This window comes from Halorubrum xinjiangense, assembly GCF_900102375.1.
In the GTDB taxonomy this organism is placed as follows: domain Archaea; phylum Halobacteriota; class Halobacteria; order Halobacteriales; family Haloferacaceae; genus Halorubrum; species Halorubrum xinjiangense.
This window is the reverse complement of sequence record NZ_FNBO01000007.1, coordinates 25,613-38,328: the sequence shown is the minus strand read 5'-3', so window position 1 is coordinate 38,328 and position 12,716 is coordinate 25,613. Positions and strand designations below refer to the sequence as shown.

11 protein-coding genes and 1 pseudogene are annotated in these 12,716 nt (G+C 68.0%); 11 read left to right on the top strand and 1 reads right to left on the bottom strand.

The window, feature by feature from the left end; genetic code table 11:
- Window positions 1–2: 2 nt before the first annotated feature.
- Window positions 3–551, top strand: a pseudogene (locus F3H13_RS16725) (archaellin/type IV pilin N-terminal domain-containing protein); the annotation flags it as partial.
- Window positions 552–1,069: 518 nt separating this feature from the next.
- A complete protein-coding gene (locus F3H13_RS09425) occupies window positions 1,070–1,828 on the top strand; it encodes a DUF7500 family protein (protein ID WP_149798786.1) in 759 nt (252 codons plus the stop codon).
- Window positions 1,829–1,839: 11 nt separating this feature from the next.
- Here F3H13_RS09425 and F3H13_RS09420 read toward each other — a convergent pair whose 3' ends face one another.
- Window positions 1,840–2,280, bottom strand: coding sequence for a zinc ribbon domain-containing protein (locus F3H13_RS09420; protein ID WP_149798785.1), 441 nt, complete (start codon window positions 2,278–2,280; stop codon window positions 1,840–1,842).
- Window positions 2,281–2,691: 411 nt separating this feature from the next.
- On the opposite strand from F3H13_RS09420, the gene F3H13_RS09415 reads away from it, so the two are divergent.
- From F3H13_RS09415 to F3H13_RS09375, 9 genes are all read left to right on the top strand, one after another.
- Window positions 2,692–4,902 carry a BGTF surface domain-containing protein gene (locus F3H13_RS09415; RefSeq protein ID WP_149798784.1) on the top strand — a complete coding sequence of 737 codons (2,211 nt, stop codon included), beginning with the start codon at window positions 2,692–2,694 and terminating at the stop codon, window positions 4,900–4,902.
- 92 nt (window positions 4,903–4,994) lie between these two features.
- Window positions 4,995–5,351, top strand: a complete 357-nt coding sequence (gene cheY, locus F3H13_RS09410) for a chemotaxis protein CheY (RefSeq protein WP_149798783.1) — start codon at window positions 4,995–4,997, stop codon at window positions 5,349–5,351.
- The gene (locus F3H13_RS09405) at window positions 5,351–6,541 is read left to right on the top strand and encodes a chemotaxis protein CheC (RefSeq protein ID WP_149798782.1); all 1,191 of its coding nucleotides are present in this window, start codon (window positions 5,351–5,353) and stop codon (window positions 6,539–6,541) included. Before cheY ends, F3H13_RS09405 begins: the two co-directional genes overlap by 1 nt.
- Entirely contained in the window at window positions 6,538–7,125 is a 588-nt protein-coding gene (locus tag F3H13_RS09400; RefSeq protein WP_149798781.1) for a chemotaxis protein CheD, read from the top strand. The genes F3H13_RS09405 and F3H13_RS09400 overlap by 4 nt, the downstream gene beginning before the upstream one ends.
- Window positions 7,126–7,276: 151 nt before the next feature.
- Window positions 7,277–9,205 (top strand): FlaD/FlaE family flagellar protein, encoded by a 1,929-nt coding sequence (locus tag F3H13_RS09395; protein WP_149798780.1) that lies wholly within the window; start codon window positions 7,277–7,279, stop codon window positions 9,203–9,205.
- Entirely contained in the window at window positions 9,195–9,668 is a 474-nt protein-coding gene (locus F3H13_RS09390) for a flagellin (RefSeq protein WP_149798779.1), read from the top strand. Before F3H13_RS09395 ends, F3H13_RS09390 begins: the two co-directional genes overlap by 11 nt.
- Complete coding sequence (locus F3H13_RS09385) at window positions 9,669–10,163, top strand: flagellar protein G (protein ID WP_149798778.1); 495 nt, start codon at window positions 9,669–9,671, stop codon at window positions 10,161–10,163.
- A gap of 1 nt (window position 10,164) precedes the next feature.
- Window positions 10,165–10,914 carry an ATPase domain-containing protein gene (locus F3H13_RS09380; RefSeq protein ID WP_053770468.1) on the top strand — a complete coding sequence of 250 codons (750 nt, stop codon included), beginning with the start codon at window positions 10,165–10,167 and terminating at the stop codon, window positions 10,912–10,914.
- Between the two features lie 71 nt (window positions 10,915–10,985).
- Window positions 10,986–12,659 (top strand): type II/IV secretion system ATPase subunit, encoded by a 1,674-nt coding sequence (locus F3H13_RS09375; RefSeq protein WP_149798777.1) that lies wholly within the window; start codon window positions 10,986–10,988, stop codon window positions 12,657–12,659.
- Window positions 12,660–12,716: the final 57 nt, after the last annotated feature.

Genomic DNA, 12,716 nt, shown 5'->3' with positions numbered 1-12,716 from the left:
CAATGTTCGAATTCATCACTAACCCCGAGGAGCGCGGTCAGGTGGGGATCGGGACGCTCATCGTGTTCATCGCGATGGTGCTGGTGGCGGCGATCGCCGCCGGCGTCCTGATCAACACGGCCGGGTTCCTCCAGACGCAAGCGGAGGCAACGGGCGAAGAGAGTACTGACCTCGTCTCCGAACGGATCGACGTGACGAGCGAGGTCGGTATCGTTGGTAGTGAGGCAAACGGCGAACTGAGCGAGATTCGTCTGAGTGTCTCGGGCGCACCCGGTGCCGATCAAATCGATCTGAGCGAAACGACGATCCAAGCTGTTGGTCCTGGTGGGCAAGAGAATCTCGTGTTCGTTTCCAGTACTGGAAGTGGAAACACGCAACTGAGTACTAGTGAATCCATTGAGGACGGTATTACTCCTTCTGTCACGGTTGATACGGTTGATGAAACTGAAATTGACGACATCAGTAGTGGTGACTCCGCAACCCTTCGATTTGAAACCGAAGGTGAGTCTGCGGAAGTTACTGATAGCGTCGAAAACCTCGGTGGGACGGAGTTCGGCCTCGATGGTACAGCTGGTGACGCCACCTTACAAGCCAGCAATGACCAGTTGACCGAAGGCGAGGAGGTCACGATCACTCTCGAGGATGGCTCGGGTAACACTCTCATTCAGGACACCGAGACAGTTGCGGCTTCTGGTAGTGGATCGAGTTTTGAGATAGTCAACGAGGTAGCCAGTATTGACGGACTCGGTGCCAACGAGTTCGCTGTTGGCTCTGATGGTAGTTTCGAGTCGACACCGGTGCTTGATGAAGAGAACGACTACACGATCCTGATCAACCCTGACGCTGGGGCGTTCGCAGACACGGGGCCCTTCGGGGAAGGACAGAGTGCCACGCTCGACATCGTCTCGCCCGCCGGTGCGACGACGAGCGTCGAACTCCGCGCACCTGACCTGTTCAACAAGGACGGCGAAGCGGTCCGGCTCTAACGAGCCTCGAATCACCCGCTAACCGCTTCGGCGGAACCGATCCGCCCGGAACACCTATTTTCTCGCGCGTTCACGGCGTTACCATGAGCGACCGCGACGCACCGGCCGCCGACCCCGACGCGCCGCCGGCCGACCCCGACGAACTCGACTTCACCGACGACGAGAACGTCGTCGAGATCGAGGAGGGCCGGTACGTCGTCGGGACGAACGGCCGGCCCAATGTCGGTCGATCGCGAGGCGGCGGACGGGAGCGGCCGCCGGACGACGCCTCCGGGTTCACCGCCGCGGAGCCAGCGAACGCGGACGAGCGCCGACCCGCGGGCGACGATCCTCGAGCGAGCGCGGCCGGTCCCGGCGTCGGCGACCGCGATCGGCGACAAACCGACCGGCAAGGCGGTGCCGGCGGACGAGGACAGGCCCGCGGAGCCGGGCAGGGAGACGCCGGATCGAGTCCGGGAGGACGCCAGCCGCCGACCGGCGCGGACGCGGTCGACCGGCAGGCGGTGAGCCGGTGGCTGGCGACCTCCTTCGACGGCGACGGCTTCGACTACGGCATCGACGCGACGCTCCACGCGAACGGCGACACCACCCGCCAGCGGATGGTGTCGAACGACGTGACGGCGACGTTCGACACGCTGATATCCTGGTTCGCGTCGAACGCCGGCCCGAGTTCGCCGACGCCGGAGGCGATCGGCCTGCTGCTCGCGGCCTCCGAGACGACGGTGGATATTCCGCCGGTGATGATAAAACGGTTCGCGGCGAGTCAGGGACTCTCCGCGAGCGATAGCATTGGCGACTTGGTGCGCGCCGCCGAGGACGCGGGCGGGTTCCGGATCGACTGACCCGAGGAGAATTATAACAGGAACAGCAGCGCGACGCCGATCAGCGCGAATACCGCGTACAGCCCCACCATCACTTCACGTTTCAGCGAGCTCCCGAGCGGCTCGGCGGTGAGCCGCCGGATCGGCGGGAGGATCGCGATTCCGGCCAGAATCAGCGGGAAGGCGCCGACCGCCGGGACGAGGGTGAGCGCGACGACGACCGTTCCGTACCCGACGACGTAACAGCCGCGCCGCCAGAGCTGCTCGCGGTCGCTGAGATCGGCCATGTCCGCGAACCCGTCGGGCCCGCCCCCGTCGCTGCCGCCGCCTCCACTGCCCGCGACCTGTTCCGCCTGTCGCTGGACGTACTCGTCTAACTCCTGGGCCGCGTCCTCCGTCTGCGGGGCGCCACACTGCGCGCAGTATCGGGCCTCGTCGTCTATCGACGCCTCACAGCGGGGACACGATGCCATTCTGATCGAAAGCGTACGCCGGTCGGGCTTAATTCTTCGGGAGATGGGTCGGCGGTGACCCCGCCCGAGTCTTCCGATTTACGTCTCCAAGGGGGTTCGGCGCGCGCTGCGTTTCTCCTCGTTGATAATCCGGGGAGTACGCTTTAGTCGTCGACCCGCGGAGCCGAGGACGAACGACGCGGGCCGCCGACCGGCGGCCCACGCGCTGACCATACGATGTCACGGACACTCTCGCGATCCCCGACGAACGCCCGCTCGCCCTCCGCCGAGCCGTTGACCGAGACGGCGACCGCTCCCGGTCAGCCTGACCGACGCCGCCAAGCTCGTCGAATCGCGCGCCGAGTCGCATGGGTTCTCTGTACCGCGCTCGTCGCGTCGCTGCTCGTTGCTGGCGCTCCCTCGGTCGGCGCCGTGCCGGCGGACGGAGCGACCGCGAGCGACGCGTCGGGCCTCGATCGCGGCGCGACTTCGGCGGCGATCGACGCGGACGCCCTCGGGGGTGCGCCGGCGCAGGCGAACGCCTCCTTCAGCCGGGAAATATACGAGACGACCGCCGGCGCCCCCGTCGAGTTCACCGTCCTCGTCGAGGGGGAGACCTACCTCCTCGTCGGCGGGAACCGCCTGAGCGACTCCGGGACGTCGGTAGGGTTCACCGACGTGATCAGACTGAATCCTGCCGGCGGTAGCCGGATGGACGTGACGCTCAACACCCGCGTCGCGGGGACGGGAGCGGAGTACGTCTCCGTCTCGGGCGATGGGGAGGCGACCAGCTGTTCGGTCAGCTCCTGCCCGGGTCTCAGCTTCAACGACGAGAACGGCGACAACTTCGGCGGCCTCTCGGACCTCTCTACCGCGACCGGTGCCGGGGGGCTGTCCCGACCGCTTGCCCCGGAACGGTACCGGCTCGCGGCCGTCGAGGACCCGACCTTCACCGTCACGGGCGACGGGGTCGTCTCCCCGGCGGCCTCTGCGGCGCGGTCGAACGTCCTCGTGGTCGAGTCGGAGCGGTACCTCGGCGAGGAGGTCGACCTGTTCACCACGATGCCGGGTGGGTCGATCGACTCCGTCAGCTCGCTTCGGAGCGACAGCCTCGAACGCTCGGCCGTCACGAAGGGCGACCGCCTCGTGATCGGCTTCGAGGCGGCCGGGATCTGGGGAGCGCTGTCGCACGTCGCGAACGACGGCGGCGGACCCGTCACCGCGGGCGGGAACGCGAGCGGCGAGGTTCTGCGGGACCTCCTCGCAGAGGAAGAGGGAATCGACCTACGGATCGAACACACTAACCCCGGTCGAAACCGCGAGCCGACCCGGATCGACGCGTCGGTGCTCGAAGACGCCACGGTGCTGTTCGAGTCGCCCGAGGAGATCGAGGCCGCGTCGGCCGACCCGAGCGCCGGCCGGTTCTACCTCGTGATCGACACGAGCGACGACAACGCGATCGGCGAGCGGCTCGACCCCGGCGAGGAGTACCGCGTCACGTTTGAACTGGCCGGCGAACGGGGCGAGCGGTACCGGTTCGCGGACGACCCCGACGGGCCGTTCGACGCCGCCTCGGTCGAGGACGACTCGACACCGGAACAGTTCCCGTACTTCGCCACAGATGAGGCCGGCGTCTCGGTCGAGACGACGTTCTCGATCCAAGAGCGGTATATCGAGTACGATCACCACACCGATGACGGCGAACTATTCGCCGACGGCGGCGAGATCACCGGGACCACGACCCTGCTACCGGCGACCGAACTGAACGCCGAGTTCACGTACGACGGGGGCGATAGACCGCAGCTGTCCGAATCGACGGTCTCAATCGACGACGACGGCAACTTCAGCGCCGACCTCGGTCTCTCTGGCGCACCGCCCGGGGACCGTGTCCTGTTTGAGCTCCGCGACGACTCCGGGCTGCGCGACAGCCGGACGGTCATCATCACCGCCGACGCCGCGGACCCGCACCGCCTGCGCCTGACGAACACGACGACGAACTTCACGGTGACCCGCGAGGAGTCGTTGTCTTCCCTGTCGACGACGATCCGAAACGTCGGCGCGGTGGAAGATCGCCGAAAGCTGTCACTCGACGTCGCCGACGGCGAGATCGTCGAGGAGCGCTATGTGACGGTGGGGCCGGACGCGCCGCGCAACGAGACCTTCGACGGCGTCGACGCCGACCTCGAACCGGGGACGTATCCGTACACGCTCGCGATCGACGGGGACCGGATCAACGGGACCGTGATAGTCGAGGACGATCCGGCGGTGACGCGCATCGACTCGGACGGGAACGGCACGTCGGAAGCGAGCGAGCCCGACGGGAACGGTTCAGTCTCCGATTCGAACCCCGGAGGGGAAGAGTCGACGACCGACAACGGCTCCGATTCCGCGGAGAACTCCACGAGTTCCACGACGAGCGACGGCCCGAACAACGGAACCGAACCGGCCGAAACGAACGCGACCGACGGGACGGAATCGGTTGACGACGCCGGGTCCGGAAACGGCTCCGAGAACAACCCGCCCTCGCAGACCCCACCCACCGACGAACCGACGACCTTCCTCCCCTTCGGGATCGGCACCCGGGAGACGCTCGTCGGCACGGTCGTCGTCGGCGCGATCCACATCCTCGGACACTGGGTGTAAGGCTCGGTCTCCTCCGGCGTCCCGCTCTGTTCTCATCGCTGAGAACCGCGGGGGAGCGATTAAGTGATCGCTGTGCCCCGATCCAGACAACAATGGCTACGCGGGTACTCATCGCCGACGACTCGGAGTTCATGCGGAACCTCCTCCGGGAGATCCTCGAAGGCGAGTTCGAGATCGTCGGGGAGGCGGAGAACGGCGTGGAGGCGGTGAACATGTACGAGGAACACGGGCCGGACCTCGTGATGATGGACATCGTGATGCCGATCCGCGACGGGATCGAGGCGACGACGGAGATCTTAGACGAGAACCCCGACGCGACGGTGATCATGTGTACCAGCGTCGGGCAGGAGGAGAAGATGAAGGCGGCGATCAAGGCCGGTGCGGAGGGGTACATCACGAAGCCGTTCCAGAAGCCGAACGTGCTCGACGCCATCGGCTCGGCGGTATAATGCGCGTCGACGTCCGCGCGCTCGGCGCCTGTAACCGCCTCGCGGAGCGGGGGGCGAAACAGGCCGCCGGCGCGCTCTCGGATCTCACCGGGACCGACCTCGCCGTGGAGGTGACGGGCGCGAGCGTCGCCAGCGGTGAGGACCTCGCGGAGTTGTTCGCGGGCCGGGAGTCCATCGGCGTGAGCGTCGGCCTTCGGGGCGGGCTGGACGGCGAGGCGGTCCTCGCGTTCGACGCCGTCAACGCGGACGCCCTGCTCTCGCTTTTACCCGGCGGGCAGTCGATGGAGCGGAGCGCGGTGACGGAGGTCGGCAACATCGCGCTCGGCGGCTTCCTCGACGGCTGGGCGAACTACCTCGGGAAGGCGATCGACATGTCGCCGCCGCGCTACTTCGAGGCCGACGGCGCGGCGGTACTGCCGGACGGCGCGCTCGCGGGCGACGGCGTGTTCCTCTTCGAGAGCCGCTTGGACGCGACGACGACCGACCTCGACTTCTCCATCTACATGCTGCCCGACTCCGGCCCGTTCCGCGACCTCATCGTCGGGAAGACGGCGCCCGCGGCGGCGGCCGGCGGCGCGGCGGACGGCGGCACGACGAGCACGGCGGTACCGTACGAGTCGCTGTCGACGTTCTCGTCGCTGGCGAAGCAGGGGTCGGCGAACGCCGCCGACAACATCGCGATGATGACCGGATTAGAGACGAGCGTCGACGTGAGCCGGCTCCGGTTCGTCCCGCTCGCGGACGTGCCCGCGGAGGTCGGCACCGATCCGCACGCGGGCACGGTGTTCGAGCTTCAGGGAGAGCCGAGCGGCTACCTCGCGATCCTCTTCGAGGAGTCCTCGGCGGCGGCGGTCGCGGACGCGATGCTGCCGATGGACCCCGACGAGCCCCTTGGGGACATGGCCCAGAACGCGCTCTGCGAGCTCGGGAACGTGATGACGAGCGGGTTCATCGACGGGTGGGCGAACGTGCTCGGCACGTCGATCACCCACTCGCCGCCGGAGTTCGTCCACGACATCGGCGCGTCGACGATCAGCCCGCTCGTCGCGAAGCTGAGCGAGCGACAGGACTACGGGTTCGTGATCGACACCGCGATCCGGACGGAGGGCATCCAGGCGCGCTGCGACGTGTACGCCCTCCCCGACGAGCGCGAACTGGCTCGGGCGCTCGACCGACTCTCCGAGTCGTGACCCGCTCGCTCTCCGACGATCAGCCGGACGACTCGCCGGACCGGTCGGAGAGCGACGGGAGCGCGGTCACCGACGCGGAGCCCGACGCCGTCACCGGCGGCGCGGTCCCCAATGGCTCCGGCCGGATCAGGGTCGGCGTGGGCGAACTCGCGGTCACCACCGAGGACGCCGTCCTGACAACCAGCGGGCTCGGGTCCTGCGTCGCGGTCGCGCTCGTCGACGAGCGGGCCGGCGTCCGCGGACTCCTCCACGCCATGTTGCCCGCGGGCGAGGGGCGGACGACGGCCGCTTCGCGGCCAGCGAAGTACGTCGACACCGGGATCGACTCGCTGATCGGGGCGCTCGACGACGCCGGCGCCGACCCCCGCCGCCTGAAGGCGCGGGTCGCCGGCGGCGCCGAGATGCTCGACCTCACCGACGCGGTCGGCCCGCGGAACGTCGAGCGGGTCGGCGAGGTGCTCGACGCCGCGGATGTCCCCGTCGTCGCCAGCGACGTCGGCGACGGAGTGGGTCGGACCGTCCGGTTCGGTCCGGACGGCCGGCTCGTCGTCCGCGCCGCGGACGGCTTCGAACGGGCGATCTGAGGCGCGATCCGTCGCCGGTCTCGCACCTTTCAGCGTCGCGGGTCCCGCGTTTCGAACCTGAGAGCGGCCGAATATCGCCTCGTGCCGTGCTTTCTCACGGCTGATATTTTGAGGGGTGAATTGAAGTGCGTTCTGCGGGTCGTACACGGTAATGGGCCTCGAACTACCGGTGTGGGGAGCTCCAACCGCCGCCTGGGCAGTCGCCACGCTGGGGCTCGTCGGTGCGAGCGTCCTCGACAGGTTCCTCGACGACGACGGATCCGACGACGACGGTTCCGGAGGTATGGACGGCGACGACGATCCCTTCGGCGGCGACATGGGCGGCGGAGGGATGGGCGGCGGCGGGATGGACGGCGGCATGGGCGGTGGCGGTGGCGGCGGCGGCGGCGACGGCTTCGACGACTTCGACGGAATGGACGAGTGGGACGACGAGTTCGACGACGGAGGCGGCGGCGGCGGCGCGGCCACCGACGAGCTCGAGAACCGGCTCGACGAGCTCGAAAACGAGGTCGCGTCGCTCTCCTCGACCGTCTCGACGGTCCGCTCGGAGAACGAGGAGATCTCGAACGCCGTCGACGACATCGAGGAGGACGTTCGCAACCTCCTCGACATCTACGAGATGGTCACCCGCGGCATCAACCCGTTTGTCGACGACTCCGGCGGCTTCGACAGCGTCGCCGGCGGCGGCGAGGGGTCGTTCGGCATCTTCGACGACGAGGACGGCGGCGAGGAGGAGGACCTCGATGAGGACGTCGCGAACGCCGACGCGGACGGCTTCTTCGACGACGACCTCCTCGACGAGGACGCGGAAGACGACGGGTTCGACGACTTGGACGACGACGCGGGCGACGACGACTTGGACGACATCGACGGCGACGACGGGTTCGACGACCTCGACGGCGACGACGGGTTCGACGACCTCGACGAGGAGTTCGACGAACTGGACGACGACAGCACGGACGACGCCGCGTCCGAGACCGAAACGGCGGACGAGGGAGACGACATGAACGACGACGGAAAGAGCTTCAGCGAACTGAAAGAGGAGTACGACTCCGGGGAGGCCGACTGGGCCGAGGAGGGCGACGACGCCGCGGACGACGACCCGTTCGAGGACGGGGACGACTCGTTCGCCGACCCCGGCGACGAAACCGACTCGTTCGACGACGCGGACGACGGCTTCGGCGACGACGACCTCGGCGGCGCCGGGGACGACGGCCTCGACGACTTCGACGAGCCGGCGGACCCCGAGCCGGTGGGCGGCGCGGCCGACCCCGAACCGGCCGGCGGTGCCGATCCGGAGCCGGCGCCCGACCGCCGGCCCGGCGGCGACCCCGCCGAGGCCTCCGGCGGCTTCGAGTACGTCGGGAAAGACGACCTCTCGGGAGGGAACGGCCGCGGCAAGCCGTACCTCACCGAGCTCCCCGGCGACTACGTCGGCGACCTCCTCGTGATGGAGTGGCTGGAGTTTCTCGTCTCCGAGAGCGACGTCACCGACGCGGTGCGCGCAATAAACTACTACGAGCGGATCGAGTGGATCGGTCCCGACGCCGCGGCGCGACTCCGGGATTTCCTCTCCGGGTTCGGGACGATCGACCGCAACCTCGTCGACCGGCCGGGCACCGACCGGCTCGTCCGCGAACACCACACCCGCAGCCTCCGGTACGTGACCCAGCTCAACGGCACCAGCAGCCACACCGTCCTCTTAGACCGCTGGGACGACCTCGCCGGCGGCTCGCTCGTCGGCGGCGGCCCGGTCGGCGGGCCTCGGGGCGGCCGCCGCGGCGGTCGCGTCGAGTCAGGTCGCAGCGGTCGCAACGGCCGCAACGACCGCAGCGATCGGCCGGGATCGAAGCGGAACGGCCACGACGAACCCGGCCGGCGGGACGCGCCCGACGAACGCGAGCGACGTACGAACGGCGCGAACCACGGCGGCGCGACGCGCGAGGCGGACGCGGACCGACGCGACGGGCACCGCGACGACGGGCGCGACCGGAACGGCTCCACGCGACCGATGAACGACCCGAATCCCCGTTCCGACCGCGCCGATCCGGCCGACGGAGGGTGGGGAGATGGGCGTTAGCGTCTCCGCGTCCACGGCCATCATCGTCGCGGGGCTGTTCTTCGCGTTCACGACGTTCTACCCCGTGGCGGCCAACGGGCTCGACCGCGTCTCCGACGCCCAGCACGGCGTCAACGAGCGCGCGCTCGAACGGCAAAACACCGACTTTTCGGTGACGAACGCGACCTTCGACGCCGGCACCGAGACGCTCACCGTCAACGCCACCAACGAGGGCTCCGTCGGCCTCGTCGCCGGCGACGCGACGCTCGTCGTCGGTAACGAGTACGTCGACGTGGGCGGGGCGAACGCGAATACGACCGTCGACGGCGACGGCGACACCGAACTCTGGCTCGGCGACGAGACGCTCACCGTGCGGGTCGGACAGGGCGACACGACGACGGATATCGGCGAGGGGACGCGCGTCGTCCTCGTCGTCGAGTCCGGCGTCCGCGACGCCGCGACCGTGACGGAGGTGGCCGCGTAAATGGCCAGCGTCCCCGTCTCGCACCTCATCCTGTTCATCGCGAGCCTGGTGATCGCCGCCGGCGTCGTCGGCACGATCACGACCGGGGTCGACCGCGTGAGCGCGGCCGTCGACGACGCCGGCCTCGACGCGACCGAGCAGCTCCGCACCGACGTGACGATCATCTCGGACTCCAGCGCGGGGGTGTACAACGCGAGCGAGGAGAACGTCACGCTGTTGATAAAGAACACCGGCACGTATCGGTTGGCGCCGGACGGCTCTGACCTCGACGTCGTCCTCGACGGCGAGTACGTCCGGCCGGGCGCGACCTCCGGAGAGCTGGTCTCCGCGGACGGCGGGAACGCGTGGGGCCGCGGCGACGTGTTGCGGCTCACAATCGACGTGGACGCTATCGAGGGACGGAACGGCGGCCTCGCCGACGGCGACCACCGGGTGTTCCTCTCGGTGAACGGCGACGAGGAGCTGTTCCAGTTCCGCGTGGAGGGGGGTAACTGAGATGCCCCACGACAACCTCCTCTCGCTCGGCCTCGGCGACCGCGACCGGCTCAACAAGGAGCTCGGCGGCGGTATCCCTCGCGGCAGTATCGTCCTCATGGAGGGCGACTACGGGGCGGGCAAGAGCGCCATCTCCCAGCGGTTCGCCTACGGGCTCGTCCAGGAGGGCGCCTCCGTGACGATGATGTCGACGGAGCTCACCGTCCGCGGGTTCATCGACCAGATGCACTCGCTGGAGTACGACATGGTGAAGCCGCTCTTGCAGGAGGAGCTGCTCTTCCTCCATGCCGACTTCGACTCCGGCGGCGCCTTCTCTGACGGCGACGGCGAGCGCAAGGAGCTGCTCAAGCGGTTGATGAACGCCGAGGCGATGTGGAACTCCGACGTCGTCTTCCTCGACACGTTCGACGCCATCTTCCGGAACGACCCCACCTTCGAGGCGCTCGTCCGGAAGAACGAGGAGCGGCAGGCCGCTCTGGAGATCATCTCCTTCTTCCGCGAGATCATCTCGCAGGGGAAGGTCGTCGTGCTCACCGTCGACCCCTCTGCGGTCGACGACGACGCGATCGGGCCCTTCCGCTCCATCGCCGACGTGTTCCTCGAACTGGAGATGATCGAGGTCGGCAACGATATCCGCCGGCAGATCAACGTGAAGCGGTTCGCGGGCATGGGCGAACAGGTCGGCGACACGATCGGGTTCTCGGTCCGTTCCGGAACCGGAATCGTCATCGAGAGCCGCAGCGTCGCCTGACACATGACCAGCAGACGCACAGCCGGTCCGCGCGCGCGGACCGCGACCACTACGGCGACCGGGGTGAGGACATGACCGAACACGGCACCGCGAAACCGTCTGAAGAGCTCCGAAAGGCGGCCATGCGGCGGCCGCACCTCCGGGAACACCTCCGCGAGTTCAAACAGATCACCGGGGAGTTCCCGCAGTTCATCGAGGAGCCGAAAGACGAGTACGAGTCGGCCCGACCGAACGTCATCTACCCGGTCGGCGGCCCCATCTACAGCCACATCTACGGCGACCTCGGGCAGGACACGAAGTACTACGCCATCGAGCCGGAGGTGTCCGGCCCCCAGGCGGAGATCCTCAACAAGGTGAAAAACCGGCTGCTCACCGTGAGCGGCCAGCACAGCGCGCCGGAGAACGAGGCGGAGTACGACGACCTCATCGAGGAGCTGTTAGAGGAGGTGACCCACGTCGACGACACCGCCACGGGCTGGCGCCGCGGGCTCTCGAAGCTCCGCAACTTCGGGAAGCTGTCGGTCACCGAGGAGACCTACGAGAACATCCGCTACCGGCTCAACCGCGACATCGTCGGTCTCGGCCCGCTCGAACCGGTGATGCGCGACCCGGCCAACGAGGACATCCACGTTATCGGTCCCAAGGAGTGCCACGTCGACCACGGCACGTTCGGGATGCTGGAGACGACCGTCGACTTCGGGACGCCCCAGGAGTTCGACAACTGGCTGCGCAACATGGGCGAGCGGATCGGCGACCCCCTCTCCGACTCCGACCCCATCGTCGACTCCACGCTGCCGGACGGGTCGCGTATCAACATCATCTACTCCGACGACGTCTCGCTGAAGGGCTCCTCGCTCACGATCCGGCAGGGCGAAGAGGTGCCGCTGTCGATCAACCAGATCACCAACTGGGGGACGCTCTCGCCCGAGCTGGCGGCGTACCTCTGGCTCTGCTTAGAGAACGAGCAGACGGTGTTCGTCGTCGGGGAGACGGCGTCCGGGAAGACGACGACGCTGAACGCCATCCTCTCGTACATCCCGGACGACTCGAAGATATACACCGCGGAGGACACCGCGGAGGTCATCCCGCCCCACAGCACCTGGCAGCAGCTGCTGACCCGCGAGGGGGGCGGCGAGGGGAGCTCCGACGTCGACATGTTCGACTTAGTCGCCGCCGCGCTGCGGTCGCGCCCCGACTACATCATCGTGGGCGAGGTCCGGGGCGCGGAGGGGCGCATGGCGTTCCAGGCGGCCCAGACCGGTCACCCGGTTATGCTGACCTTCCACGCGTCCGACATCGTCTCGATGATCCAGCGGTTCACCTCCGAGCCGATCAACGTCCCCGAGACGTTCATGGACAACGCCGACGTGGCGCTGTTCCAGAACCGCGTGAAACAGGGCGACCAGGTCCTGCGCCGCGTGACGAGCGTCCAAGAGATCGAGGGGTACTCCAAGGAGATGGAGGGGGTCGTCACCCGCGAGGTGTTCAGCTGGGACCCCGTCGAAGACGAGATCGTCTTCCAGGGGATGAACAACTCCTACGTGTTAGAAGAGCAGATCGCGACCCTGCTCGGGTACGCCGACACCCGCGACATCTACGACGACCTCGACTTCCGCGCCGAGCTGATCGAGCGGATGATCCAGGAGGGTATCTTAGGCTACCACGAGGTGAACGACGCGATAAACGCCTTCCAGCGCGACGGCGTCGAGGGGCTCCCCTTCGACATGCATCGGAACACGAGGTAGCGACGATGCAGGGCGCACTGACGGCGGCCGGCGAGCCGACGACGGAGGCGAGCTAGC

Bases quoted from the DNA above. Each gene is read 5' to 3' on its own strand.
- F3H13_RS09375 (WP_149798777.1), top strand. From the start codon at position 10,986: ATGACCGAACACGGCACCGCGAAACCGTCTGAAGAGCTCCGAAAGGCG.
- cheY (WP_149798783.1), top strand. From the start codon at position 4,995: ATGGCTACGCGGGTACTCATCGCCGACGACTCGGAGTTCATGCGGAAC.
- F3H13_RS09380 (WP_053770468.1), top strand. From the start codon at position 10,165: ATGCCCCACGACAACCTCCTCTCGCTCGGCCTCGGCGACCGCGACCGG.
- F3H13_RS09405 (WP_149798782.1), top strand. From the start codon at position 5,351: ATGCGCGTCGACGTCCGCGCGCTCGGCGCCTGTAACCGCCTCGCGGAG.
- F3H13_RS09395 (WP_149798780.1), top strand. From the start codon at position 7,277: ATGGGCCTCGAACTACCGGTGTGGGGAGCTCCAACCGCCGCCTGGGCA.
- F3H13_RS09385 (WP_149798778.1), top strand. From the start codon at position 9,669: ATGGCCAGCGTCCCCGTCTCGCACCTCATCCTGTTCATCGCGAGCCTG.
- F3H13_RS09425 (WP_149798786.1), top strand. From the start codon at position 1,070: ATGAGCGACCGCGACGCACCGGCCGCCGACCCCGACGCGCCGCCGGCC.
- F3H13_RS09390 (WP_149798779.1), top strand. From the start codon at position 9,195: ATGGGCGTTAGCGTCTCCGCGTCCACGGCCATCATCGTCGCGGGGCTG.
- F3H13_RS09420 (WP_149798785.1), bottom strand. From the start codon at position 2,280: ATGGCATCGTGTCCCCGCTGTGAGGCGTCGATAGACGACGAGGCCCGA.